A 24,551-nucleotide genomic window follows, 5' to 3' on the forward strand; every position below is an offset into this window, starting at 1 on the left:
CAGGGCGTATTCAGAGCCAGGGGATCGAGCGATGACGCAGTGGGTCTATACCTTCGGGGACGGTAAGGCCGAGGGCCAGGCGGGAATGAAGAACCTGCTCGGCGGCAAGGGGGCCAATCTGGCCGAGATGTCCAATCTGGGCCTGCCGGTCCCTCCGGGCTTCACCATCACCACCGAGGTCTGCACCTATTACTACGATCACGGCCGCGCCTACCCGGAGGAGCTGAAGGCTCAGGTCGAGAGCGCCCTGGCCACTGTCGGACGCCTCGCGGGCCGCACCTTCGGGGACGCCGAGAACCCGCTTCTGGTCTCCGTCCGCTCCGGGGCCCGGGCGTCCATGCCCGGCATGATGGACACGGTGCTCAATCTCGGCCTCAACGACGTCACCGTCGGGGCGCTCGCCCGGGGCGCGGGCGACGAGCGCTTCGCCTATGATTCCTACCGGCGCTTCATCACCATGTATTCCAACGTGGTGCTGGGCCTCGAGCACCACCATTTCGAGGAGATCCTCGACGAGTACAAGGACCGCAAGGGCTACTCGCTCGACACGGACATGACGGCGCAGGACTGGCAGGCGATCCTGCCGCGCTACAAGAGCCTCGTCGAGAAGGAGCTCGGCCGGCCCTTCCCGCAGGATCCGCAGGAACAGCTCTGGGGGGCCATCGGGGCCGTGTTCGGCTCCTGGATGAACAGCCGCGCCATCAAGTACCGCGAGCTGCACGCCATCCCGGCGAGCTGGGGCACGGCGGTGAACGTGCAGGCCATGGTGTTCGGCAACATGGGCGAGACCTCGGCCACCGGCGTCGCCTTCACGCGCAATCCCTCGACCGGCGAGAAGGAGCTCTACGGCGAGTTCCTGATCAACGCCCAGGGCGAGGACGTGGTGGCGGGCATCCGCACCCCGCAGGACATCACCGAGAAGGCCCGCATCGCGTCCGGCTCCACCAAGCCCTCGATGGAGCAGGCGATGCCCGAGGCCTATCACGAGCTGGTGCGCATCTACGGCATCCTGGAGAAGCACTACCGTGACATGCAGGACATGGAATTCACGGTAGAGACCGGCAAGCTCTGGATGCTCCAGACCCGCAACGGCAAGCGCACGGCGAAGGCCGCGCTGCGCATCGCGGTGGAACTCGCGAGCGAGGGCCTGATCACGCAGGAGGAGGCGATCACCCGCGTGGAGCCGGCGGCCCTCGACCAGCTGCTTCATCCCACCATCGACCCCAAGGCCGAGCGCAAGATCCTGGCCACGGGCCTGCCGGCTTCGCCGGGCGCCGCCTCGGGCGAGATCGTGTTCAACTCGGACGATGCGGAAGCGGCCAAGAAGGCCGGCCACAAGGTCATCCTCGTGCGCATCGAGACGAGCCCCGAGGACATCCACGGCATGCATGCGGCGGAAGGCATCCTGACCACCCGCGGCGGCATGACCTCGCACGCCGCGGTGGTCGCCCGCGGCATGGGCAAGCCCTGCGTGTCGGGCGCCGGCTCGATCCGCGTCGACTACGCGGCGCAGACGCTCACCGTCGCCGGCCAGACCCTGAAGAAGGGCGACGTGCTGACCATCGACGGCTCCAACGGCCAGGTGCTCGTGGGCCAAGTGAAGATGCTGGAGCCCGAACTGTCGGGCGAGTTCGCCACCCTGATGGGCTGGGCCGACACGGTGCGGACCATGAAGGTGCGCGCCAATGCGGAGACGCCGCTCGACGCCAAGACCGCCCGCACCTTCGGGGCGGAGGGCATCGGGCTGTGCCGCACCGAGCACATGTTCTTCGAGGGTGACCGCATCGTGGCGGTGCGCGAGATGATCCTCTCCGACGACGAGGCCGGACGCCGCGCCGCGCTCGCCAAGCTCTTGCCGATGCAGCGCAAGGACTTCGCCGAGCTGTTCTCGATCATGAGCGGCCTGCCCGTCACGATCCGCCTGCTCGATCCGCCCCTGCACGAGTTCCTGCCCCATTCGGAAGCCGAGATGGAGGAGGTGGCGAAGGCCATGAACGCCTCGGTGGACAAGCTCAAGCACCGGGCCCGCGAGCTGCACGAGTTCAACCCGATGCTGGGCTTCCGCGGCTGCCGCCTGGCGGTGGCATATCCGGAGATCGCCGAGATGCAGGCGCGCGCCATCTTCGAGGCGGCGGTGGACGCCGGCAAGCAGACCGGCCAGCCGGTCGTGCCGGAGGTCATGGTGCCGCTCGTCATGACGAAGGCGGAGCTCGACCTCGTGAAGGAGCGCATCGTCGCCATGGCGGAGGCGGTGGCCAAGGAAAGAGGCGTCGCGGTCGCGTATCAGGTCGGCACGATGATCGAGCTGCCGCGGGCGGCGCTGCGCGCCGGCGAGATCGCGGAATCGGCCGAGTTCTTCTCCTTCGGCACCAACGATCTCACGCAGACGACGCTCGGCATCTCGCGGGACGACGCGGCCTCGTTCCTGGGTCCCTATACGCAGAAGGGCCTGCTGCCGGCCGATCCCTTCGTCACGATCGATCAGGACGGCGTGGGCGAGCTGGTGAAGCTCGCGGCCGAGCGCGGCAAGGAAACGCGCAAGGGCATCAAGCTCGGAATCTGCGGCGAGCACGGCGGCGATCCGGCGTCGATCCACTTCTGCCAGTCGGTCGGGCTCGACTACGTGTCCTGCTCTCCTTATCGCGTGCCGATCGCCCGCTTGGCGGCCGCGCAGGCGGCGCTGGGGAACAAGGCGGCGAGCCAGGCCTGAATGGCTCTGTCCCGTTCCCGCCTTCTCTACATCGGGGCGGTGCTGGCATCCGGCATCGCCATCGGGCTCCTGATGCTGCAGCGGCCTGCTTGGCAGCAGGCCGCCGTTCCTCCGGCGGCCTGGCCCTTCGCCGTCTCGCTGATCCTGGATCTCGTCGTCGGACAGCTGGCCGCCCAGGGCAGAGCCGAACCCCTGACCATGGGGGATCGATTCGTTGCGGTGATCGGCGCTGGCCTGATCGTGACCGCGATGGTAGCCTTGGGATAACGATCGCGGGCAGGGGGCGGGGATGGCGCGGCACGAGGGTTCATGCCATTGCGGCAAGGTCGCGTACGTGGTCGAGACGGATCTGCAGCAGGTCCTCGCGTGCAATTGCTCCCATTGCAGCCGGAAAGGCTATCTCCTGACCTTCGTGCCCCGGGAGGCCATGACGCTCCTGCGCGGAGAGGAAAGCCTGTCCACCTACACCTTCAACACCCACAGGATCCGGCATCGCTTCTGTGCGGAATGCGGCTGCGCCCCCTTCGGCGAAGGGCAGAAGCCGACCGGAGAGGCCACGGTGGCGATCAACGTCCGCTGCCTCGAAGGCGTGGACCTGTCCGGGCTCGTCCCCATCCCGGTCGACGGCCGGAGCTTCTGAGTTCGAGCCGCCCTGGCTCCGGATCGCGCCTGCCTCAGGGGCAATTGAACTGAAACGAAATATTGTTTAAATTGCTCCTTCTCGCCAGGGCGGGCAGCTCTATGTGATCAGAACAGAAGGGGTGGTGTCGGCTGGACAATCGGCGCTCCCCGTCCGAAAGCTCAGGATGCCGGAGAGTGTGAGCGTTACGACGGAGGACGTCATTCGTGACGTGCGCGGCGCCCATGCCGCAGCCAAGGACTGCGCGGCGTCGGATGGCGCAACGTCGCAGCTTCTCGCCATCCTCCAGCAGGGACCCGGATTCTTCTGCTTCCTGCGTCACGCGGACGATGTCATCACGCTGACCAACAATGCCTTCCGGCAGCTTGTCGGAGGCCGCGATATTGCCGATTGCGCCCTCGACGCAACACCGCTGGTCCGCTGGCCAGGCTTCAGGGAGCGTCTCGACGAGGCCCGCGCCGGCCTTGCGTCCCCGGACCCTCTTCGGGTGGCGGTCCTCTCGCAGACGAATGCCGGGAGCGCGGCGCAGGAGCGGTTCGTCGAGTTCTCCTTCCAGCCCGTCTGGGCCGGGGGCAGGGCGCTTCTGGGAGTGGCCGTGCACGGTCACGACGTGACCGCGCATGTCAGGGAGGTGCGGGAACTCAGCGCCAGCAACGCGCGGTCGGAGGCGGTTCTCGACGTGCTCGGCGACGGATTCGTCGTGTTCGACGAGGAATTCCGGGTCGTGAAGCTGAACCCCGCCGCGCTCAAATACGACGGGCGCCGGGCGGAGGAGATCATCGGAAAGATCCAATGGGAGGCGTGGCCCACATTGGCAGGCTCCGCCTTGGAGATCGCCTATCGTCGGTGCCTCGCGGAACAGGTGCAGATCTCGTTCGAGCGCCGCTATCTCGGCTTCGGCAAGGACCGGTGGCTGGAACTGCGCGTCTGCCCGGTTCCCGGCGGCATCGTCAGCTTCTATCGGGACATCACTGAACGGAAGGCCTCGGAGGAGGCCCTGCGCGCCAGCGAGGAGCGGTTCAGGGCTCTCGTCGAGGCGGTTCCCCATCAGGTGTGGGAGGCGGGACCGGACGGATCGGTCGAGTGGTCGAACGGTCGCTTCCCCGAATATCTCGGGATCACCCTCGACGACCTCGCGAACGGCGCCTGGGAGCGCATCGTCCATCCGGAGGACTATCCCATCGTCGCCCGGGCCTGGCGGCGGGCCCTGCAGGACGGGACGATCTTCGAAGGGGAGATCAGGCTGAAGCGGGCCCGCGACGGGACCTACCGCTGGTTCGTGTCGAAGGCCGTTCCCGTGCGGGACACCGACGGGGTCGTCATCCGGTGGATCGGCACGAACACCGACATCCATGATCAGAAGACGGCCGCGGAGGAACTCGTTCATCTGAACGCCAGACTGGAGAGACGGGTCGAGGAGAGCACGCGGGACCGGGATCGTCTCTGGCATCTGTCGACCGACCTCATGCTCGTGGCCGACTTCAACGGAGCGATCGTCGCGGCCAATCCGGCCTGGGGCCGCATGCTCGACTGGAGGAACGGCGATCTCGTTCAGGCATCCCTGCTCGACTTCATCCATCCCGAGGATCGGAGCGAAGCGCACGTGGCCGTCGGGCGGCTCGCCGGGACCGTGACCACCTGCAGCGTCCAGAGCAGGCTGCGCCACCGGGACGGGTCCTACCGCTGGATCGCCTGGACGGCCGTGTCGGACGAGCATTTCATCCACGCGGTCGGGCGGGACATCACGGCCGAGGAGCAGGCCGCCCGGGCGCTGAAACAGGCCGAGGAGGCGCTGCGGCAGTCGCAGAAGATGGAGGCGGTCGGTCAGCTGACCGGCGGCATCGCCCACGACTTCAACAATCTTCTGACCGGCGTGATCGGCAGCCTCGATCTCATCCGAACCCGCATCGCGCAGGGACGGGCAGGCGATATCGAACGCTATGTCGACGCCGCCATGTCTTCGGCGAACCGGGCGGCCGCGCTCACGCACCGCCTTCTCGCCTTCTCCAGACGCCAGCCCCTCGATCCGAAGCCCGTCGATGCGAACGCTCTCGTGGCCTCGATGGAGGAGCTGTTCCGGCGCACGGTCCGCGAGACGATCGACGTCGAGCTGCGGGCCCGCCGAGATCTCTGGCTCACGCTCTGCGATCCCAACCAGCTGGAAAGTGCTCTTCTCAACCTGGTCATCAACGCCCGAGACGCCATGCCGGACGGAGGGTCCATCGCCATCGGGACGGACAATGTGGAACTGGACGACGCCTACGCGACCACCCAGCAGGACGTCAAACCCGGCCCCTATGTCGCCTTGTCGGTCTCCGACACCGGGTCCGGCATGTCCGACGATGTGCTCGCGCGGGTCTTCGAGCCCTTTTTCACCACGAAACCGATCGGGCAGGGCACCGGCCTCGGCCTCTCGATGGTCTACGGCTTCGTCAGGCAATCCGGCGGCCATGTCAGGATCGCCTCGGCCATCGGCCAGGGCACCGTCGTGACGATTTTCCTGCCGCGATATCTTGGCGACGCGGAGCCTCAGGACCCCTCCGCCACGGCCGTGCTGGGGGCGCGCGCCAAGGCTCATGAAACCGTGCTCGTGGTCGAGGACGAGACGGTCGTGCGCGGGCTCATCGTGGAGATGCTCAAGGAGCAGGGGTATCGCGTTCTGGAGGCCGAAGACGGGCCGAAAGGACTGGCGGTTCTGCAAACCGGACAGCCGATCGATCTGCTTCTGACCGATGTGGGGCTGCCCGGTCTGAACGGGCGGCAGCTGGCTGATGCCTTCCGCGCGGAGCGGCCGGATCTGAGGGTCCTCTTCATGACGGGCTACGTGGAGAGCAGCCTTCTCTCGGCGGGCTTCCTGGGACCCGGCATGGAAGTCATCGCCAAGCCCTTCACCCTCGACGCCCTCGCGGCCAGGATCGAGGCCATCATCCACGGTTCCTAGCGCATCGTTTGGGATCGCCCCCTTGCCCGTCATCACCGGGCTCGTCCCGGTGATCTCGATCGGAAAGGCGCGGCGCTTCTCCGTATCGGGATGGCCGGAACAGGCCCGGCCATGACGTGGGTGGGTGTCCTCACCGGGCTCGTGCCGGTGAGGACGTGGGAGGGACATGGCGGCCCGGTCAGGTCGCGATCGTCTCCGACCGGCGCAGGCCGACGAACTGGAACTCCGCGTACATCAGCACCACGAGGGCCTGGGCGATCACGAAGGCATAGCCCGCGCTGGTCGGCGCCACCCAACCGCTCACGAGAAGGAGCACGCTGTCGACGACCCAGAGGGCATTGCCGAGGACCACCGCCCAGGCGACGGGCTTCTGGATCTCCTCGCGCAGGCCCAGCCAGCCGATGAAGGCCGCATAAGGCAGGAGAACCAGGCCCACGACGCGCAGGAGCATCTCCGGCAGGCCGAAGGCGCCGCTCAAGACGCCGGCGCCGATGAGCATCATCAGGCCGAAGGCTCCGCTGGTGGTGGCGTCGGCGACGAGCGCCTGGCGAAGAAGCGGGGAGGATTGGATCGTCATCATGGCTGTCTCCTTGCGATGGGCCGGTTGAACACCTCAACCTGACCGCAAGGATCCCGGAAGCCGTGAGCACAGTCGATTACCTCCGAGGTCATGGAAGATCGGCTTGGCTCACGCTAGTGCACCGTGCGAAAAAGTGGACCCGGTTTTTCGCGTCGAACGGTGCGCCAGCCAAGAGTGGAGCATCGGATCAATCCCAAAAGTGAGTCCACTTTTGGGTCCGATGCTCTAGGGTCTCATCATGACGAGAGCGAGCATCGAACCCGTGAACACCGACCGACATGTGGGCGATTACCTGCGCGAGTGGCGCCAGCGCCGGCGCCTCAGCCAGATGGATCTCGCGCTCGACGCGGAGATCTCCACCCGGCATCTGAGCTTCCTCGAAACCGGGCGATCGCAGCCCAGCCGCGAGATGGTGCTGCTGCTGGCGGAGAAGCTCGACATGCCCCTGCGCGAGCGCAACATCATGCTGGTGTCGGCGGGTTTCGCGCCGGTCTATTCGCAGCGCTCCCTCGATGATCCGGCCCTCGCCAGCATGCGTCAGGCGGTTGACCTCGTGCTCAAGGGGCACGATCCCTATCCCGCTCTGGCGGTGGACCGGCACTGGTCGCTCGTGTCCGCGAACGACGCGCTCGTATCCCTGATCGGCGACGTCGATCCGGCGCTGATGAAGCCGCCCGTCAACGTGCTGCGCCTGAGCATCCATCCCGCAGGGCTTGCGCGGCGCATCGTGAACTTCACCGAATGGCGCAACCATCTCGTCCACAGGCTGCATCACCAGGTGGATACGACCGGCGATGCGGTTCTGGCCGCTTTGATCGAGGAGCTGCGGTCCTATCCTACACCCGACGCGGCGCGGGCGCAGAAGGCGAACCATGATTATGCCGGCATCGTCGTGCCGCTCCAGATCCAGTCGGGGGAGGGCCTGCTCACCCTGTTCAGCACCACCACGATCTTCGGGACTCCCGTCGACGTCACCCTGTCGGAGCTCGCCATCGAGGCCTTCTTCCCGGCCGATCCCGAGACCGGATCCGCCCTGCGGCGCCTGGCCGAGAGGCGTCAGGCTGACGCAGCGTCACCGAGATGACCGGAGCCCCGCCTTAACCACCCATCAACCTTAACCCGCGATAACTTTACGACATCGGAGCCCTCCTGCTGGATGCTCCGGAATGTTCATGAGTTTTTGCAGGGTGTTGCGCGTGCGTCTTCCGTATCGTCGATCTCGGGTGAAATGGATCTGCGCCACCACGGCTCCCTGGGCGCTGGCCACCGGATTGCTGATCTCGTTCACCGCATCGGCCAGCAACGATCTCCATTCCGGCGTGAGCTTCACGCCGCGCAGCGCCACCGCCCGTCTCGTCGACACCGCGCTCATCCCGCCCACCGGCGCCTCGATCGGCGACGGAAAGCTCGGGATCGAGCGCGATGTCCTCCGGACCCTCCCGCGCTACGACCTGCCGGACGAGGCTGCCGATTCCGCGCCCCTCAAGGCCGACAGGAAGGCCGATGCGGGTCCCGACGCCATCGTGGACCGCTCCCTGAAAGGCAATCCCCTGGTGGCGCCGCACGCCACCCTGTCCCGGCGCGCCAGGCAGCTGCGCTCGACCCTCGATCAGATGGGCAGCACGCGGCTGCTCTACAGCCGCGACGAGCGGCTTCTGCCGCCGACCGTCCTCATGGAGGGCCAGCTCGAGGCGCCGGAGACCGAGCAGGCCTTCGAGCCCTGGGAAGCGCCCGAATACACCACGACGCGCCAAGCCACCTCCGTCCAGTCCCCGGCCGCGGCGGCCGCGGGCTCGACCGGGGCCGCGGCGAGCCCCACCACTCCCATGGTGAAGCGCGCGACCGCCCTGTCGTCGACGACCCCGGCCCCGGTCGAGGCGACGCCCATCGAAATCGCGGCCGCCCCCGTGTCCCTGCAATCCCCGCGCCTCGACCGCGGCGGCTATGGGGACCTGTCCATCCTGCCCAAGAGCGACGATCCCGACCGTCCCCGCTATGCCGACCTGATCGATCCGGACAACCTGAGCAAGGAGCAGCGCTGCCTCGCCGAGGCGGTCTATTTCGAGGCGCGCAGCGAGCCCGTCGAAGGGCAGGCGGCGGTGGCCCAGGTGGTTCTCAACCGGGTGAAGAGCGGGCTCTACCCGTCCAGCATCTGCGGCGTGGTCTATCAGAACCGGCATCGCCATCTCGCCTGCCAGTTCACCTTCGCCTGCGAGGGCAAGGCCCTGCGCATCCGCGACACCGAGTCCTGGGAGCGCGCCAAGAGCGTCGCGAGCGCCGTGCTCGAGGGCAAGACCTATCTCGCGGACGTGGGCGGCGCGACCCATTACCACGCCGATTACGTCCGGCCCTATTGGGCGCGCCGCCTGAAGAAGATGGATGTGATCGGACGCCACATTTTCTACAAGCTCAAGCCCGGCCAGACTTGAGGTATGCTTCACGCCCGTGCGCTTCGGCACTTCGAATCGTGTAACAGAGTACTATCGAGGTGGACGCGCGTCGCTGGAGGGTGAGGAAGCCGTGGCAACCATTCGAAATTCCGTTCCGGGGACGGGCTACGGCAACGCCTATGTCGATGCCCTGGTGTGGGGCGGAACGGCCTGGAACACCGCGACCGGGTCCATCAAGGTCTGGTTCGGTCAAAGCGGCGATGTCGCGGCGGCGAGCGCCGTCCACGGCCCGAGCGACATCCTGACGAGCGGTCTGTCGGTCAGGACCTGGACCAAGGCCGAGAAGGCCGTCTTCGACTATGCGATCCAGGTGTATGAAAGCGTCTGCGGGTTGAAATTTGACCTCGCCGGTTCCGCCGCCGAGGCCAATATCGTCTGGTGGAAGATGCCGCTGGACGGCAGCACGCTCGGATTGCACGAGGTGCCTGACATGGGGCAGATCTGGGGCTACTTCGACCCGACGATGCCCTCATGGAGCTGGATGAATTTCGGCGGTGACGGCCTCAACACCGTCTTGCACGAATTCGGTCACGGCATGGGCTTGGCCCATCCGCATGACGGCGGAACGGGCGCGGATGCGACGACATTTCCGGGCGTGAGGGATTCCGGAGCCCTCGGGCCGAACGGCCTGAACCAGGCCATCTGGACGGTCATGTCCTACAACCCCGGTTGGGCTCAGGCCGGGTCCGACCTGTCCTACGGCAATCAGGCGGGGCTCGGCGCCTTCGACATCGCGGCCTTGCAGGCGCTCTACGGAAAGAACATGGACGGGAGCCAGGGGAGCAACGTCTACGCGCTGCCGACCCTGAGCCCGACCGTCGACGAGCAGGGGTGGTCCTGTCTCTGGGATGCCGGCGGACGGGACACGATCACCGCCACCCGGGCATCCGATGGTGTCACCATCGATCTTCGCCCCGCAACCCTCGAGCCGGGAGATCCCCATGCGGGCGGCTTCGTCTCCCGGGAGAAGGGCGTTGCCGGCGGCTACACGATCGCCAACGGCGTCACGATCGAGAATGCCACCGGCGGACGCTTCGCCGACAGGCTTCAGGGCAACAGTGCCGGAAACCTGCTGCGCGGCCGCGACGGCGCCGACACCCTGGTCGGCGGCGGCGGCGACGACACCCTTTACGGCGGCGCAGGCAGCGACAGGCTCTCCGGCGGCGAAGGCCAGGACGTCTTCGTGTTCGACACCCGAGCCAGCCAGGACCAGAGCGTCGACCGGATCGACGGCTTCGACGCCGACTACGATACGATCCGGCTCGACAACAAGGTCTTCACCGCGCTGGGCTCCGGAAGCGCGTCCAAGCCCAAGGCCTTCAAGGCCGACATGTTCATTCGCGCCAAGAAGGCGCAGGATCACGAGGATCGTGTGATCTACGACACGAAGTCCGGCGCGCTCTCATACGATGCCGACGGTTCGGGTGCCGGCGCCCCGGTGAAGTTCGCCACTCTCGGAAAGCATCTGAAGCTCACCTATCACGACTTCTTCGTGATCTAAAGCATCGGACGTGAAAAGTGGACTTGCCCTTTTGGGATCCATCCGATGCTTTCGTCTTGAATGAGAGCATCGCGCGGACGAAAGCGGGCCACGTGGGCGGCCCTCTTTCGTCCGCACTCGACGATGCACCAGCCCGGAGTGCAGCATCGGGAGGAAATCGGAGCCGAATACCCGCCGGTATTCATCACAGAGCCTCATACCAAAGCCTACAAACTTTCAATGTTGCCGGTGGACGACTTGGGCTAGTCTGCGCACCCCTGCCTTCCTTCAAAGGGCCGTGAGCATGTCAGCTTCCCCCGCTCGATCCCGCGTCTCGCCGGAAATCATCGTCGTCGCCGGCTGCCTGATCGCCCTGATCACCTTCGGCCCGCGGGCGTCCTCCGGCCTGTTCCAGCTGCCCATGATCACGGAATACGGCTGGGGGCGGGACACGTTCGGCTTCGCCATCGCGATCCAGAACCTGCTCTGGGGTCTGGGCCAGCCCTTCGCGGGCGCCGTGGCGGACCGGTTCGGAGCCTTCCGGGTGCTCTGCGCCGGCGCGCTCCTCTACGCGCTCGGCCTCGTCGCCATGGCCTATGCCACCACGCCCGGCATGCTGCATCTCGGGGCCGGCGTGCTCATCGGCTTCGGCCTGTCCGGCTGCTCGTTCAACCTGGTGCTCGGCGCGTTCGGCAAGCTTCTGCCGGAGCAATGGCGTCCCATGGCCTTCGGGGCCGGAACGGCCGCCGGCTCGTTCGGCCAGTTCCTGTTCCCGCCCATCGGGAATGTGCTGATCGATTCCCTGGGCTGGCATCAGGCGCTGCTCGTCTTCGCCGCGAGCGTGCTTCTCGTCATGCCGCTCGCCGTCGCGCTCGCCACGCGGCCGACGGGCGATTCCGCCCAGAGCGGGGCGGCCGTTCCGAACCAATCGATCAAGCAGGCCCTGACGGAGGCGTTCCGGCACCGCTCCTACGTGCTGCTGGTGCTCGGCTTCTTCACCTGCGGGTTCCAACTCGCCTTCATCACGGTCCACCTGCCGGCCTATCTCAAGGATGCGGGCCTCTCGGCGGCGGTCGGCGGATGGACCCTCGCGGTCATCGGCCTGGCCAATGCGGTCGGCTCCCTCGGCTCGGGCTGGCTGTCCACCCGCATGTCGAAGCGCTGGCTGCTCGCCTGGATCTATCTCGGCCGCTCCGTGGCGATCGCCGCCTTCATCCTGGTTCCGGCCACGCCCACGACGTCGATCCTGTTCGGCATCTCCATCGGGCTCCTCTGGCTCTCCACCGTGCCGCCCACCTCGTCCCTGGTCATGCTGATGTTCGGCACCCGCTACATGGCCATGCTCTACGGCTTCGCGTTCTTCTCGCACCAGGTCGGCGGCTTCCTCGGGGTGTGGCTCGGCGGGCTCCTCTACGAGATCAACGGCAATTACAGCGCCGTGTGGTGGCTGTCGGTTCTGCTCGGCCTCGCGTCCGCGCTGATCAACCTGCCGATCAAGGAGCAGCCGGTCGCGCGCGGGCCCGTCCTGCAGCCGGCGGAGTAAGGAAGCCGACCTCTGCTGCGAAGGGCTAAGGCCATTGCCCTTGCCCTGATCCTTTGGTGCGCCAAAAGATGGACGCGGGAGGATTCGGCATGAGCACGTTCAGGGCCGTCGTCATCGACAAGAATGAATCAGGTCAGAGTGTCGGGGTCCGCAGCTTCGACGAGGCGGACCTCATGGACGGCGACGTGACCGTGCGCGTCTCGCACTCGACACTGAACTACAAGGATGGCCTTGCGATCACCGGCAAGGCCCCGGTGGTGCGCCGCTTTCCCATGATTCCCGGCGTCGATCTCGCGGGCGTCGTGGAGGCTTCCTCGAATCCCGCGTTCAAGCCCGGCGACGCGGTCGTGCTCAACGGCTGGGGCCTGGGCGAGACCCATCTCGGCGCCTACGCGGAGAAGGTGCGGGTCAAGGGCGACTGGCTGATCCCGCTGCCGCAGGCCCTGTCCGCAGAGCAGGCCATGGCGGTCGGCACGGCCGGCTATACGGCGATGCTGTGCCTGATGGCCCTGGAACGGCATGGGCTGCGTCCGGAGCGCGGTCCTGCCATCGTGACCGGCGCCGTCGGCGGGGTCGGCTCCGTCGCCGTGGCGCTCCTCGCCAGGGCCGGATGGCATGTGATCGCCTCGACCGGCCGACCGGAAGAAGCCGATTACCTGAAAAGCCTCGGCGCGGCCGAGATCCTCGACCGGAGCGAACTCGCGGGCCCCGGCCGGCCGCTCGCCAAGGAACGCTGGGCGGCCGGAATCGACACGGTCGGCTCCACGACCCTCGCCAACCTCCTGTCCATGACGAAATATGGCGGCGCGATCGCCGCCTGCGGGCTCGCGGGCGGGATGGATCTGCCGGCGACCGTCGCGCCCTTCATCCTGCGCAACGTGGCGCTCCTCGGCGTCGATTCGGTGATGGCCCCGAAAGCCTTGCGCATGGAGGCCTGGAGCCGGATCGCCCGGGAGCTCGACCACGGCAAGCTCGCCGCCATGACCACGGTGATCCCGCTCGACCGGGTGCTGGAGGCGGGCCGCGCAATCGTCGAAGGCCGGATCAAGGGACGCGTCGTGGTGGAAATCGCCTAGCGCATCGGACGGCCACGACGCGTGGAGGGTAGCAGGACCGGACCACACACACACCACGTCATCACCGGCCTTGTGCCGGTGATCCCGATTGTCTGAGGCGCGGTGCTTCTCCGTATCGGGATGGCCGGCACAAGGCCGGCCATGACATGGGGAGGGCGGCAGGAAGGGCGGAGGGTGCCATGACGTGTGGAGGGTGTCATCACTAGGTCACACACCCTCCACGTCATCACCGGGCTCGTCCCGGTGATCCCGATTGCCGGGAACGCCGCGCCTCACCGGATCGGGATGGCCGGCACAAGGCCGGCCATGACGTGGGAGGGTGGTGTCACCGGCCCGTTTCACCTCTACCCGTCATCACCGGGCTTGTCCCGGTGATCCCGATCGTCTGAAGCGCTGAGCCCGAAGCAATCGGGATGGCCGGCGAGAGGCGGGTGATGACCGGCTGGCCATGATGGGGGAGCGTTTCGACTCGATCCGGGAGTGGCGCGGGCCTGACACATCGAACGCAAAAGTGGGAACCGGTTTTGCGTGAAAAGATGCTTCAGGCGACGGGCGCGGGCGCCGAAGCCCTCCTCCCGGCGCCCTCGATCCATTTCTTCTGCTTGGCGATCTCGGCGGCCATGAAGTCCATGAAGGCGCGCACGCGCGCCGATTGGCGCAGGTCCGGGTGGGTCAGGAGCCACAGCCCCGCGGCGAAATCCGGATTGATGTCGGAGAGCCGGACGAGATCCGGGTTCGAGTCCGCGATGAAACAGGGCAGGGGGCCGATGCCGGTTCCGGCCTGCACGGACTCGGCGAGGCCGAGGACCGTGTTGACCTTGTAGACGATGTTTTCCGGAGACACGTGCTCGCGCACGAAGCGGGCGGCTTTCAGGGCCGCCAGGTTGTCGCCCAGGGCCACCCAGTGCCGGTCGAACAGGTCGGTCAGGCTGACGTCGTCGGGACCGCGGACATCGGGAAAATCCTCCACCCGTCCGTAGACCGCCCAGGCGATCGTCGCCACCCGGCGCCCGACGAGGGTCTCCGGCGGATCGTCCGTGGCGCGGATCGCCACGTCGGCGTCGCGCTTCGACAGGTTGAGCGCCTGGTTGGCGAGCACCACGTCGAGCCGCATCTCGGGGCAGGCGGTGATGAAGCGGGAGAAGATCGGCGTCAGGAGGTGGACGAGCAGGGTGTCGTTGGTGGTGACCCGCAGCTCTCCGGTGGGCGCCACGGCCTGTCCGGCGAGCTTGCGCGTGAACGCGGTGACGTTCTCGTCCATCTGCTCGGCGAGCGCCGACATCTCCTCCCCGGCCGGGGTGAGGACATAACCGGTCCGATGGCGCTCGAAGAGCTTGACGCCCAGATTGTCTTCCATCTGGCCGAGCCTGCGGAAAACCGTCGAATGGTTGACCCCGAGTCGCTCGGCGGCGCCGGCCAGGCCGTTGGCCTCGGCGATGATCTTCACGAGCCTGAAATCGTCCCAGTCGAGATGCTGCTGCTTGGTCATCGGTTTTGCATCCGCGCAAGAGAGACCCTGCAAATCTAACACTGGTTTTGCAGTAGGGAAAGCTTATCCTCCATCACGTCAAACACCAGCAGGCGACGTTCTTCCGGTCCGATCCTATGCGCGGCCGGAAGCGAGCCGTCCTGCGTCTCATTTCAACCGATCGGAGTTCACATGACCAAGGTTCTGGTTCTGTATTATTCGTCCTGGGGTCACATCGAGCAGATGGCCTATGCCGCCGCCGAAGGCGCCCGCGAGACCGGGGCCGAGGTCGTGGTGAAGCGCGTGCCGGAGCTCGTTCCGGCCGAGGTGGCTCAGGCCGCCCACTACAAGACCGACCAGAAGGCCCCCGTGGCCACCGTCGAGGAGCTGCCGGACTACGACGCCATCATCATCGGCACGCCGACCCGTTACGGCACCATGACGGCGCAGATGAAGAACTTCCTCGATCAGACCGGCGGCCTGTGGGCCCAGGGCAAGCTGATCGGCAAGGTCGGTTCGGTCTTCACCTCCACGGCGACCCAGCACGGCGGCCAGGAAGCCACCATCCTGACCACCCTGCCGGTGCTCCTGCACCACGGCATGGTGGTGGTCGGCCTGCCTTATTCGTTCCAGGGCCAGATGGGCGTCGACCAGATCCGCGGCGGCTCGCCCTACGGCGCCTCCACCATCGCGGCCGGCGACGGCTCGCGCCAGCCGAGCGAAATCGACCTCGACGGCGCCCGCTTCCAGGGCCGTCACGTGGCCCAGATCGCCGCAAAGCTCGCCGCGAAGTAGCTCACCCGTCCTGTCGGGGCCGGCCTTGTGCCGGCCCTCGCGGTGCGGCTCGGGGCGCCTCACCGGTCCGCGGCGGCGCGCCTCAGGCGGTCGTTGATGGCTTCGCCCAGGCCGGCGTCCGGAACCGGGCTCACGGCGATCGTCGCGGCCCCGGACGCATCGAGCCGGCGGAGATAGGAGAACAGATGGGCGGCGGCCTCCACGAGGTCGCCGTTTTCGCTGAGGTTCAGGGCGGCGTGGGCCGCTTCCACGCCGTGAGGTGTCCCGGGGCCGAACAGCAGCGCGGCCTCGCCCGGCAGAAAGCTCGCCGCGTTCAGGCGCACCTGCGCCCGCGGCGCGTAATGGGACGCGAGCATCCCCGGCGCGAGCGGGCTTGAGCCCGCCTCCGGCCCGCCTTCGAGCGGTCGGCCGATCAGGTCCTCGATGGCCTCGCGCGGGATCCCTCCGGGCCGGAGCAGGCGCGCCGCCCCGCCCAGGCACGACACGATGGTCGATTCGACACCGACCCGCGCCGCTCCCCCGTCCAGCACCGCATCGATGCGTCCGTCGAGATCCCCCAGAACGTGGTCCGCATCGGTCGGGCTCACGCGGCCCGAGCGGTTCGCCGAAGGGGCGGCGACCGGCCGGCCGGTCCGTTCCAGGAGTGCATGGGCGAGGGGATGGGCCGGAACCCGCAACCCGACGCTGTCGAGCCCCGCGCGGGCGAGATCGGACACGGTGCAGGTCGGCGCCACCGGCACCACCAGGGTCAGGGGCCCGGGCCAGAAGGCCTCCGCCAGCCGCGTCGCTGTCCCATCGAAGACCCCTTGGCGCCTGGCCGAGTCGAAGCTGTCCAGATGGGAGATCAGCGGGTTGAAGCTCGGACGCTCCTTGGCCGCGTAGATGCCCGCGACCGCCTCCGCGTCCGTCGCATCCGCGCCCAGGCCGTAGACCGTCTCCGTCGGAAAGGCCACGAGCCCGCCGCGCCGCAGGAGGGCGGCGGCTTCGGCAAGGCCCGCCGCATCGGCGGCCAGACGCTCCGTTTGGCGCATTGACCCGTGATCGTTCACGTCTAAACTATCCTTTGCCCGTGGGGCCTGTGCCTTGCGGCATTTGCCCTTGCCGGGCGGGTTTAATGGCGCGAGAACTCGCGTCAACATGAAAAGCCCACGGATTGAGAGGAACCGTTGATGACCTACCGCGCGCCTGTCCCGGACATCGTCTTTACCATGCGGCACGTGGCGGGCCTCGACCGGGCCGTGGCCGACGGCCTCTATGGCGACCTGTCGGCCGATCTGGCCGAGACCGTCCTCGAGGAGGCGGGCCGCTTCGCCAACGACGTGATCGCCCCGCTCAACCGCGAGGGCGATCGGGTCGGCGCGACCTTCAAGGACGGCCAGGTGACCACGGCGCCCGGCTGGAAGCAGGCCTACCGGGCCTGGACGGACGCCGGGTGGAACGCGCTGCCGGGTCCGGTGGATTATGGCGGGCAGGGCCTGCCGACGCTCCTCAACTCGGCCTGCGTGGAGATGTGGAACGCCGCCTCCATGGCCTTCGGCATCGGGCCCGTGCTCACCATGGGGGCCATCGAGGCGCTCGTCTCCCACGCGTCGGACGACCTGAAGGGCCGGTATCTCGAGAAGCTGGTCTCGGGCGAGTGGACCGCGACCATGAACCTGACCGAGCCGCAGGCGGGCTCGGACCTCGCGGCCCTGCGCTCGCGCGCCGAGCCCGCGGGCGACGGCACCTATCGCGTCACCGGCCAGAAGATCTTCATCACCTACGGCGAGCACGACCTCACCGACAACATCGTCCACCTCGTGCTCGCGCGCCTGCCCGATGCGCCGGCCGGGACGCGCGGCATCTCGCTCTTCCTGGTGCCGAAATTCCTGCCCGACGGCACGCGCAACGACGTGCGCTGCCATTCCATCGAGCACAAGCTCGGCATCCATGCCTCGCCCACCTGCACGATGATCTTCGGCGACCATGGCGGCGCCGTCGGATGGCTCGTCGGCGAAGAGAATCGCGGTCTCGCCTGCATGTTCACGATGATGAACAACGCCCGCCTGGCGGTGGGGCTCCAGGGCGTGGCGATCGCCGAGCGCGCCTACCAGCAGGCCCTGTCCTACGCCAACGAGCGCCGGCAGGGCCGGGCCATCGGGGCCGCGGAGGGCATGAGCCCGATCGCCGTGCATCCGGACGTGCAGCGCAACCTGCTCACCATGAAGGCGCTGACCGCGGCGGCGCGCGCCATCTGCTACATGACCGCGGAGGCCATCGACCGGGCCCATCTCGAACAGGATCCCGGGCGCCGGAAGCGAGCCAACGAGCGCGCCTCCCTGCTCACCCCGGTGGCCAAGGCCTTCTCGACCGATATCGGCGCCGAGGTGGCGTCGCTCGGCGTGCAGGTCCACGGCGGCATGGGCTTCATCGAGGAGACCGGCGCCGCCCAGCATTTCCGCGACGCGCGCATCGCGCCGATCTACGAGGGCACCAACGGCATCCAGGCCATCGATCTGGTCACCCGCAAGCTGCCGCTGTCGGGCGGCGAGACCGTGCGGGCGCAGATCGCCGCCATGCGCGCCACCGTGGCGCGGCTCCTGAAGGAAGGCACGCCGGCCTTCGGGGCGACCGCGCCGCGCCTGCGCGACGCCGTCGAGAGCCTCGACCGAGCCACGGGCTATCTCCTGAAGGCCGTCTCCTCCAACGCCCAGGGCGAGGCGCTGGCGGGCGCGACCCCTTACCTGCGCCTCTTCGCGCTGGCCCAGGGCGGCGCGGCGCTCGCCGAACTGGCGCTCGCCGCCCAGGCGCAGGCCTCCGCGGGCGACGGCGATCCGGCCCATGCCGGCCGCATCGCGCTCTGCCGCTTCTTCGCCGAGAACATCGCCGTCGGGGCGAAAGGCCTGGAGGACACGGTCATGAGCGGGGCAGGCTTCCTGCAGGATGCAACCCTGGCGCTGGCGAGCTGACATCATGAGCCTCAAGGGAAAGACTCTCTTCATCACCGGCGCCTCCCGGGGCATCGGGCTGGCCATCGGGCTTCGCGCCGCCCGCGACGGGGCGAACGTGGTCGTCGCGGCCAAGACCGCCGAGCCGCACCCGAAGCTTCCCGGCACCATCTACACGGCCGCGGAGGCGATCGAGGCGGCGGGCGGCCGGGCGCTGCCCCTCGTGGTCGACGTGCGCGACGAGGAGGCGGTGAAGGGCGCGATCGACACCGCGGTCGCGACCTTCGGCGGCCTCGACGTCGTGGTCAACAATGCGAGCGCCATCAGCCTCACGCCGACGCCGCAGACCGACATGAAGCGCTTCGATCTGATGCACCAGATCAACACGCGCGGCACCTACATGGTGTCGAAATACGCCATCCCGCATCTGGAAAAGGCCGAGAACCCGCACATCCTCATGCTCTCGCCGCCGCTGGACATGAGCGAGAAGTGGTTCGCCCCGCATCTGGCCTACAGCCTCGCCAAATACGGCATGAGCCTCTGCGTCCTGGGGCTGGCCGGGGAGTTGCGGCCGAAGGGCATCGCCGTCAACGCCCTCTGGCCGCGCACGACCATCGCGACGAGCGCGGTCAGGAACCTGCTCGGCGGGGACGCGCTCGTTCAGGCGAGCCGCACCCCGGAGATTCTCGCGGATGCCGCCCACGCGGTCTTCCGGAAGCCGTCCAAGAGTTTCTCGGGCCATTTCCTCATCGACGACGTGTTCCTGTCGGGCGAGGGCGTGACCGATTTCGAACGCTACCGGGTCGACCCGTCGAAGCCGCTCGCCCCGGACTTCTTCGTGCCCGACGACACGCCGCCCCTGTCATCGCTGGGTGAGGGAGATCCGCTTCACTCCGGTCGCGAATGACACCCTCCACGTCGTGGCCGGGCTTGTGCCGGCCATCCCGATCCGGAAAAGCGCGGCGCTCCTCGCATCGGGATCACCGGGACAAGCCCGGTGATGACGCGGAGAGCGGATTCCGGGCGACCGACCGGGAATGACAGCGTGTTCTCGTGAGAGTACAAACCGTCCGTCGATCTGACATGACTGGGCTTCCACAAAGGCGAGTACGCGTATGATCGTGATTCACAGGCCCGCGCAGGTGAAGGGACCGATGGGCGAGTCCCTCGACCGCGAAATTCTTCCGCCCGGCGATCCCATTCCTCCCGATGCCCTGTGGATCGACCTGATCGACCCGTCCAAGGACGAGGACAGGCTTGTCGAGGCCCATCTCAGCATCGAGATCCCGACCAAGGAGGAAATGGCCGACATCGAGCCCTCCGAGATCCTCTATCACGAGAACAATGCCCGCTACATGACCGCGCGGGTCCTGTGCAGCTCGGACACCGACAACCCGAAGCTGATCGACGTATCGTTCATCCTGACCGAGAAGGCGCTGGTCACCGTGCGCTACGGGGAGCCGCGCTCGTTCAGCATGTTCATGGCGCGCGCCGTGAAGCCCGGCGGATGCCGGCATCAGCCCGAGGCCGTGCTCGACGGCCTGCTCGAGACCATCATCGACCGGGCGGCCGAGATCCTCGGAGCGGTCGGCGCCCGCATCGACCGCCTGTCGCAGGCGATCTTCGACAACGAGAAGCAGGGCGCGCGCCGGGCCGCCTCCTACCGGTTCGCCCTGCGGTCCATCGGCCGCAAGGGCGACATCATCTCGAACGTGCGCGAGAGCATGGTGTCGGTGGAGCGCATGCTGCTGTTTCTCTCCGCCAGCATGCCGCGGCCGCAGAAGACGGCCGGCTACCAGTCGGAATGGCGCACCGCGCTCCGGGACGTGCAATCCATCGAGGAGCATGCCACCTTCCTGTCGAGCAAGGTGCAGTTCCTGCTCGATGCGACGCTCGGTTTCGTCACCATGGAGCAGAACGACATCATCAAGATCTTCTCGGTCATGTCGGTGATCTTCCTGCCGCCGACTCTGGTCTCGTCGCTCTACGGCATGAACTTCAAGGTGATGCCCGAACTCGACTGGGAATTCGGCTACCCGTGGGCCATCGCCCTGATGGTGCTCGCCGCCGTGCTGCCCTATCTGTTCTTCCGCTGGAAGCGGTGGCTTTAGGAGAATGCCATGTGCGGGCGCTACGCGATCACGCTCCCTCCCGAGACCTATCGGGATTTTTTCGGCTATCCCGAGCAGCCGAACTTTCCTCCGCGCTACAACGTGGCTCCCACCCAGCCCGTGCCGATCGTGCTGGAAGACCGGGGCGAGCGGCACTTCATGCTCGTGCGCTGGGGTTTCCTGCCGTCCTGGGTGAAGGATCCCAAGGACTTCCCGCTCGTCATCAACGCGCGCGGCGAGACGCTCCAGACCAAGCCCACCTTCAAGGCGGCCCTGAAGCGCCGGCGCTGCATCTTCCTCGCCGACGCCTTCTATGAATGGCGGCGGGACGGGCGGGACAAGACCCCGTTCATGATCCGCCCGCGCAGCCGCGGGCCCATGCCGATGGCGGGCCTGTGGGAGACCTACACGAGCCCGGACGGGGCCGAGATCGACACCGCCGCCATCGTGACGACGGATGCCAACGGCACCCTTTCGGCCGTGCACGACCGCATGCCGGTGATCCTGTCGGACCGGGATATCGGCGCATGGCTCGACGTCCGCGACGAACGCGCCGACGTGATGAGCCTCGTGCGTCCCTGTCCCGACGATTGGCTCGACCTGGTGCCGGTCTCGAGCCGCGTGAACAAGGTCGAGAACGACGATCCCGGCCTGATGGAGCCGCTGGCGCGGCCGGAGCCCGCGCCGGTCCCGGAGAGGAAGCCGAAAGCGAAGAAGCCGCTCTCCAGCGACGAGGACGAGCAGGGGAGCCTGTTCTAGAGCATCGTGCGGATGAAAGCGGGCCGCGCCCCTCGCCCCGTCATCACCGGCCTTGTGCCGGTGATGACGTGCGGAGAGCGGCCATGACGTGACAGGAAGGGACGGCGCTACCGCCGCTTCTTCGCCACGTCGCGCCTCAGGATCCCGACCACCTCCAGATGCGGCGAGTGCTTGAACTGGTCGACTGGGATCACCCGCTCGAGACGGTAGCCCGCGCTCATGAGAATCGCGGCATCGCGGGCGAAGGTGGCGGCGTCGCAGGAGACGCTCACCACGAGCGGGACCTTGGACACCGCGAGCTGCTTCACCTGCGCCTCCGCGCCCGCGCGCGGCGGATCGAGCACCACGGCGTCGAAGGCGTCGAGTTCGGGCGTCAGCAGCGGCCGGCGGAAGAGATCGCGCGCCTCGGTGGTGATCCGGCGCAGGCCCGGCGTCGCCCGGGCGGCCTTGTCGAGGGCCGTCATCGCGCCCTTGTCGAACTCCACCGCGTGGACGTCGGCCGTCTCCGCAAGCCGCAGCGCGAACGGGCCGGCCCCGGCGAAGAGATCGGCCACGCGCTTGGCGCGCGCGCAGGCCTCGGTGACGAAGCCCGCCAGCGTTTCTTCGCCGATCCGTGTGGCCTGCAGGAACGAGCCCGCGGGCGGAACGACGGCGGCGCGGCCCATCGCGATGGCGGGCGGGCGCCGCTCCACGATCACGTCCCCGTGGATCGACAGGCGCGAGAGGTCGAGGCTCGCCGCGAGATCGATGAGGCGCAGGCGCTCCGGATCCTTGAGGGGGCCGAAGCCGCGCACGTCCACGTCGAAGCCGGTCTGCGTCGCGGTGATCTGAACGTCGAGCGGCTTGCGCGGGCCCTTCAGATGCTCGCCGATGGAGCGGGCGATCTCGGGCGCCCGGGCCTTCAGGACCGGCTCCGTGATGGGACAGAAGGCGATCTCGACGATCTGGTGGCTGCGCGGGGCCATGAAGCCCACATGCATGGCGCGGTCGGGAAAGCGCACGTGCAGCGTCACCCGCCGGCGTCCCTCGCCATGGGCGTCGATGAGCGGCTCGACGGGCGCGTCGATGCGCGCCTGCTTCAGGGTATGGACGAGGGTCTCCTGCTTCCAGGCCTGATAGAAGCCGTGCCTCATGTGCTGCGTCGCGCAGCCGCCGCATCGGTCGAAATACGGGCAGAACGGCGTCTCGCGCTCGGGCGACGGCTCATCGACGGAGACGAGGCGCGCATGCGATCCCTCGCGCTCGATGGTGACGGTCTCGCCCGGCAGCACCTTCGGCACGAAGACGGACCCGGAAGGCGTGTCCGCGATGCCGTCGGCCTTCGCGCCGAGGCGCCTGATGATCACCTGTTCAGCCAATGCGGGCTCCCAGCAAGAATTCACGATTGCCGTCCCCGCCCTCGATGGGCGAAGGGACGATCCCGGTCACCTCGAAGCCGAGGGACGTGACGAAGGCCGAGAGGTCCTCGCACACGGCGCGGTGCACCGCCTCGTCGCGCACGATGCCCTTCTTCACGTGATCGCGGCCGGCTTCGAATTGCGGCTTCACGAGAACGGCGAGCTCCGCCCGGGGCTTCAGCAGGGCCACGGCGGGCGGCAGGACGAGCTTGAGCGAGATGAAGCTCACGTCCGAGACCAGGAGATCGGCCGCCTGCGGGATGAGTTCGCGGCTCAGCGAACGGGCATCCGTGCCCTCGAAATTCGTCACCCTGGCGTTGCCCACGATGGTGGGATGCAGCTGGCCGTGCCCCACATCCACCGCATAGACATGGGCCGCGCCGCGCATGAGCAGCACCTCCGTGAAGCCCCCCGTGGAGGCGCCGATGTCGAGGCAGACCTTGTCCCTCGGGTCGATGTGGAAGGCATCGAGCGCCGCCGCGAGCTTGACGCCGCCGCGGGACACGTAGGGGTGCGGCTGCTCGGCCGTGATCAAGGCCTCCTCGGGAACCGGGTCGGACGCCCGGCGGACGACGGCGCCGTTCACGGTCACGAGCCCGGCCGCGATGGCCTCCTGGGCCCGGGCGCGACTCATGAAGAAGCCGCGCTCGACCAGGACCACATCGGCGCGCCTGCGGGTCATCGGAGCCTCGCGTTCATCTGGATCACGATCCTTTTATGGGCAGAAGCCGGACACAGCCCTAGAACCTCTTACGTTCACAATTCTTCGAAGGCCCACGGAGGTCCCATGCTCAGCCGCCGACATCTTCTGACAGGGGCAACCCTGCTGGCCGCCAGCGCTGCCATTCCCCGCGCCTGGGCGCAAGCCCCTTCCGGGCCCTTCAAGCTCGATCCCTTGCCCTATGCGCCCTCCAAGAACGAGCCGCATATCGACGCCCAGACCATGGAAATCCACCATGACAGGCACCATGCGGCCTATGTCAACAATCTCAACGCGGCGCTCAGCCAGAACGCCGAGGCGGCCAGGATGCCGCTCCAGGACATGCTGGCGAACCTGAGCAAAGTCCCGGAATCGATCCGCACGGCCGTGCGCAACAACGGCGGAGGCCACGCCAACCACACCATGTTCTGGCAGATCATGGGCGGGCAGGGTGGCGAGCCCTCGGGCGACCTGAAGGCGGCCATCGACCGCGACCTCGGCGGGTTCCAGAAGTTCCAGACGGATTTCAACACCGCCGGCGAGCGGCAGTTCGGCTCCGGCTGGGTTTTCGTCACGGTCGCCCGCGACGGCAAGCTCGCCCTGACCACGAGGCCGAACCAGGACACGCCCCTGATGGACGGGCAGCGGGTCCTCATGGGCAACGACGTGTGGGAGCACGCCTATTACCTGAAATACCAGAACCGCCGGCCCGACTACCTCAAGGCCTGGTGGAACGTTCTCGACTGGAACCGGATCGGCCAGCGCTACGCCGCGGCGAAATCGGGAACGCTGACGGTTTAGCGGATCGTGGACGACGGCATCACCGGTTTTGCCGCGGCTCGCCCGTCACGTCATCACCCGCTCTCACCATCCTCCCACGTCATCACCGGCCTTGTGCCGGTGATCCCGATTGACTGAAGCGCCGCGCCGCACCGGATCGGGATGGCCGGGACAGGCCCGGCCATGACGCGAGA

At 67.7% G+C, this 24,551-nt stretch carries 20 protein-coding genes; 15 read left to right on the forward strand and 5 right to left on the reverse strand.

Annotation, left to right across the window (positions count from 1 at the left end; genetic code table 11):
• Positions 1 to 31: 31 nt before the first annotated feature.
• The 4 genes from ppdK (at position 32) to OCW50_RS01865 (ending at position 6,291) form a co-directional block, all read left to right on the forward strand.
• A complete protein-coding gene (ppdK, locus tag OCW50_RS01850) occupies positions 32 to 2,710 on the forward strand; it encodes a pyruvate, phosphate dikinase (RefSeq protein WP_262296220.1) in 2,679 nt (892 codons plus the stop codon).
• Positions 2,711 to 2,977, forward strand: a complete 267-nt coding sequence (locus OCW50_RS01855; protein ID WP_262296221.1) for a hypothetical protein — start codon at positions 2,711 to 2,713, stop codon at positions 2,975 to 2,977.
• Positions 2,978 to 2,999: 22 nt separating this feature from the next.
• On the forward strand, positions 3,000 to 3,350 hold the full coding sequence (locus tag OCW50_RS01860) for a GFA family protein (RefSeq protein ID WP_262296222.1): 351 nt from the start codon (positions 3,000 to 3,002) through the stop codon (positions 3,348 to 3,350).
• Between the two features lie 178 nt (positions 3,351 to 3,528).
• Positions 3,529 to 6,291, forward strand: coding sequence for a PAS domain-containing hybrid sensor histidine kinase/response regulator (locus OCW50_RS01865; RefSeq protein WP_262296223.1), 2,763 nt, complete (start codon positions 3,529 to 3,531; stop codon positions 6,289 to 6,291).
• 178 nt (positions 6,292 to 6,469) lie between these two features.
• Here OCW50_RS01865 and OCW50_RS01870 read toward each other — a convergent pair whose 3' ends face one another.
• Positions 6,470 to 6,871, reverse strand: a complete 402-nt coding sequence (locus tag OCW50_RS01870; protein WP_262296224.1) for a hypothetical protein — start codon at positions 6,869 to 6,871, stop codon at positions 6,470 to 6,472.
• Positions 6,872 to 7,109: 238 nt separating this feature from the next.
• Between OCW50_RS01870 and OCW50_RS01875 the strand changes: the two genes are divergently transcribed.
• The 5 genes from OCW50_RS01875 (at position 7,110) to acuI (ending at position 13,420) form a co-directional block, all read left to right on the forward strand.
• Positions 7,110 to 7,955, forward strand: coding sequence for a helix-turn-helix domain-containing protein (locus OCW50_RS01875; RefSeq protein WP_262296225.1), 846 nt, complete (start codon positions 7,110 to 7,112; stop codon positions 7,953 to 7,955).
• A 139-nt stretch (positions 7,956 to 8,094) separates the two neighbouring features.
• Positions 8,095 to 9,300 carry a cell wall hydrolase gene (locus OCW50_RS01880; RefSeq protein ID WP_262296226.1) on the forward strand — a complete coding sequence of 402 codons (1,206 nt, stop codon included), beginning with the start codon at positions 8,095 to 8,097 and terminating at the stop codon, positions 9,298 to 9,300.
• A gap of 91 nt (positions 9,301 to 9,391) precedes the next feature.
• Positions 9,392 to 10,822 carry a M10 family metallopeptidase C-terminal domain-containing protein gene (locus tag OCW50_RS01885; RefSeq protein WP_262296227.1) on the forward strand — a complete coding sequence of 477 codons (1,431 nt, stop codon included), beginning with the start codon at positions 9,392 to 9,394 and terminating at the stop codon, positions 10,820 to 10,822.
• Between the two features lie 283 nt (positions 10,823 to 11,105).
• Positions 11,106 to 12,344 carry an MFS transporter gene (locus OCW50_RS01890; RefSeq protein ID WP_262273380.1) on the forward strand — a complete coding sequence of 413 codons (1,239 nt, stop codon included), beginning with the start codon at positions 11,106 to 11,108 and terminating at the stop codon, positions 12,342 to 12,344.
• An 89-nt stretch (positions 12,345 to 12,433) separates the two neighbouring features.
• Complete coding sequence (acuI, locus tag OCW50_RS01895) at positions 12,434 to 13,420, forward strand: acrylyl-CoA reductase (NADPH) (RefSeq protein ID WP_262296228.1); 987 nt, start codon at positions 12,434 to 12,436, stop codon at positions 13,418 to 13,420.
• Positions 13,421 to 13,961: 541 nt separating this feature from the next.
• Here acuI and OCW50_RS01900 read toward each other — a convergent pair.
• Positions 13,962 to 14,909, reverse strand: a complete 948-nt coding sequence (locus OCW50_RS01900) for a LysR family transcriptional regulator (protein WP_262273382.1) — start codon at positions 14,907 to 14,909, stop codon at positions 13,962 to 13,964.
• Positions 14,910 to 15,080: 171 nt separating this feature from the next.
• Between OCW50_RS01900 and wrbA the strand changes: the two genes are divergently transcribed.
• Positions 15,081 to 15,683: an NAD(P)H:quinone oxidoreductase gene (gene wrbA, locus OCW50_RS01905; RefSeq protein ID WP_262296229.1), complete on the forward strand. Its 603-nt coding sequence runs from the start codon at positions 15,081 to 15,083 to the stop codon at positions 15,681 to 15,683.
• Between the two features lie 59 nt (positions 15,684 to 15,742).
• Here wrbA and OCW50_RS01910 read toward each other — a convergent pair whose 3' ends face one another.
• Entirely contained in the window at positions 15,743 to 16,714 is a 972-nt protein-coding gene (locus OCW50_RS01910; protein WP_262296230.1) for an L-threonylcarbamoyladenylate synthase, read from the reverse strand.
• Positions 16,715 to 16,852: 138 nt separating this feature from the next.
• Here OCW50_RS01910 and OCW50_RS01915 point away from each other — a divergent pair, with 138 nt between their 5' ends.
• The 4 genes from OCW50_RS01915 (at position 16,853) to OCW50_RS01930 (ending at position 21,480) form a co-directional block, all read left to right on the forward strand.
• Positions 16,853 to 18,631 (forward strand): acyl-CoA dehydrogenase family protein, encoded by a 1,779-nt coding sequence (locus OCW50_RS01915; RefSeq protein WP_262273384.1) that lies wholly within the window; start codon positions 16,853 to 16,855, stop codon positions 18,629 to 18,631.
• A gap of 4 nt (positions 18,632 to 18,635) precedes the next feature.
• Positions 18,636 to 19,517, forward strand: a complete 882-nt coding sequence (locus OCW50_RS01920) for an SDR family oxidoreductase (protein WP_262296231.1) — start codon at positions 18,636 to 18,638, stop codon at positions 19,515 to 19,517.
• A gap of 208 nt (positions 19,518 to 19,725) precedes the next feature.
• Complete coding sequence (locus OCW50_RS01925) at positions 19,726 to 20,721, forward strand: magnesium transporter CorA family protein (RefSeq protein WP_262273386.1); 996 nt, start codon at positions 19,726 to 19,728, stop codon at positions 20,719 to 20,721.
• Positions 20,722 to 20,730: 9 nt separating this feature from the next.
• Complete coding sequence (locus OCW50_RS01930; RefSeq protein ID WP_262296232.1) at positions 20,731 to 21,480, forward strand: SOS response-associated peptidase; 750 nt, start codon at positions 20,731 to 20,733, stop codon at positions 21,478 to 21,480.
• Positions 21,481 to 21,587: 107 nt separating this feature from the next.
• Here OCW50_RS01930 and OCW50_RS01935 read toward each other — a convergent pair whose 3' ends face one another.
• Together OCW50_RS01935 and OCW50_RS01940 are read right to left on the reverse strand one after the other, a co-directional pair.
• Positions 21,588 to 22,838, reverse strand: coding sequence for a class I SAM-dependent RNA methyltransferase (locus OCW50_RS01935; protein ID WP_262296233.1), 1,251 nt, complete (start codon positions 22,836 to 22,838; stop codon positions 21,588 to 21,590).
• The gene (locus OCW50_RS01940; protein ID WP_262296234.1) at positions 22,831 to 23,559 is read right to left on the reverse strand and encodes a TlyA family RNA methyltransferase; all 729 of its coding nucleotides are present in this window, start codon (positions 23,557 to 23,559) and stop codon (positions 22,831 to 22,833) included. Before OCW50_RS01940 ends, OCW50_RS01935 begins: the two co-directional genes overlap by 8 nt.
• 105 nt (positions 23,560 to 23,664) lie before the next feature.
• On the opposite strand from OCW50_RS01940, the gene OCW50_RS01945 reads away from it, so the two are divergent.
• The gene (locus OCW50_RS01945; protein ID WP_262272938.1) at positions 23,665 to 24,378 is read left to right on the forward strand and encodes a superoxide dismutase; all 714 of its coding nucleotides are present in this window, start codon (positions 23,665 to 23,667) and stop codon (positions 24,376 to 24,378) included.
• The last annotated feature ends 173 nt before the right edge of the window (positions 24,379 to 24,551 follow it).

Source organism: Microvirga sesbaniae, from assembly GCF_025460805.1.
Classification (GTDB): domain Bacteria; phylum Pseudomonadota; class Alphaproteobacteria; order Rhizobiales; family Beijerinckiaceae; genus Microvirga; species Microvirga sesbaniae.

Bases quoted from the DNA above. Each gene is read 5' to 3' on its own strand.
- ppdK (WP_262296220.1), top strand. From the start codon at position 32: ATGACGCAGTGGGTCTATACCTTCGGGGACGGTAAGGCCGAGGGCCAG.
- OCW50_RS01855 (WP_262296221.1), top strand. From the start codon at position 2,711: ATGGCTCTGTCCCGTTCCCGCCTTCTCTACATCGGGGCGGTGCTGGCA.
- OCW50_RS01860 (WP_262296222.1), top strand. From the start codon at position 3,000: ATGGCGCGGCACGAGGGTTCATGCCATTGCGGCAAGGTCGCGTACGTG.
- OCW50_RS01870 (WP_262296224.1), bottom strand. From the start codon at position 6,871: ATGATGACGATCCAATCCTCCCCGCTTCTTCGCCAGGCGCTCGTCGCC.
- OCW50_RS01875 (WP_262296225.1), top strand. From the start codon at position 7,110: ATGACGAGAGCGAGCATCGAACCCGTGAACACCGACCGACATGTGGGC.
- OCW50_RS01890 (WP_262273380.1), top strand. From the start codon at position 11,106: ATGTCAGCTTCCCCCGCTCGATCCCGCGTCTCGCCGGAAATCATCGTC.
- acuI (WP_262296228.1), top strand. From the start codon at position 12,434: ATGAGCACGTTCAGGGCCGTCGTCATCGACAAGAATGAATCAGGTCAG.
- OCW50_RS01900 (WP_262273382.1), bottom strand. From the start codon at position 14,909: ATGACCAAGCAGCAGCATCTCGACTGGGACGATTTCAGGCTCGTGAAG.
- wrbA (WP_262296229.1), top strand. From the start codon at position 15,081: ATGACCAAGGTTCTGGTTCTGTATTATTCGTCCTGGGGTCACATCGAG.
- OCW50_RS01910 (WP_262296230.1), bottom strand. From the start codon at position 16,714: ATGCGCCAAACGGAGCGTCTGGCCGCCGATGCGGCGGGCCTTGCCGAA.
- OCW50_RS01915 (WP_262273384.1), top strand. From the start codon at position 16,853: ATGACCTACCGCGCGCCTGTCCCGGACATCGTCTTTACCATGCGGCAC.
- OCW50_RS01920 (WP_262296231.1), top strand. From the start codon at position 18,636: ATGAGCCTCAAGGGAAAGACTCTCTTCATCACCGGCGCCTCCCGGGGC.
- OCW50_RS01925 (WP_262273386.1), top strand. From the start codon at position 19,726: ATGATCGTGATTCACAGGCCCGCGCAGGTGAAGGGACCGATGGGCGAG.
- OCW50_RS01930 (WP_262296232.1), top strand. From the start codon at position 20,731: ATGTGCGGGCGCTACGCGATCACGCTCCCTCCCGAGACCTATCGGGAT.
- OCW50_RS01940 (WP_262296234.1), bottom strand. From the start codon at position 23,559: ATGACCCGCAGGCGCGCCGATGTGGTCCTGGTCGAGCGCGGCTTCTTC.
- OCW50_RS01945 (WP_262272938.1), top strand. From the start codon at position 23,665: ATGCTCAGCCGCCGACATCTTCTGACAGGGGCAACCCTGCTGGCCGCC.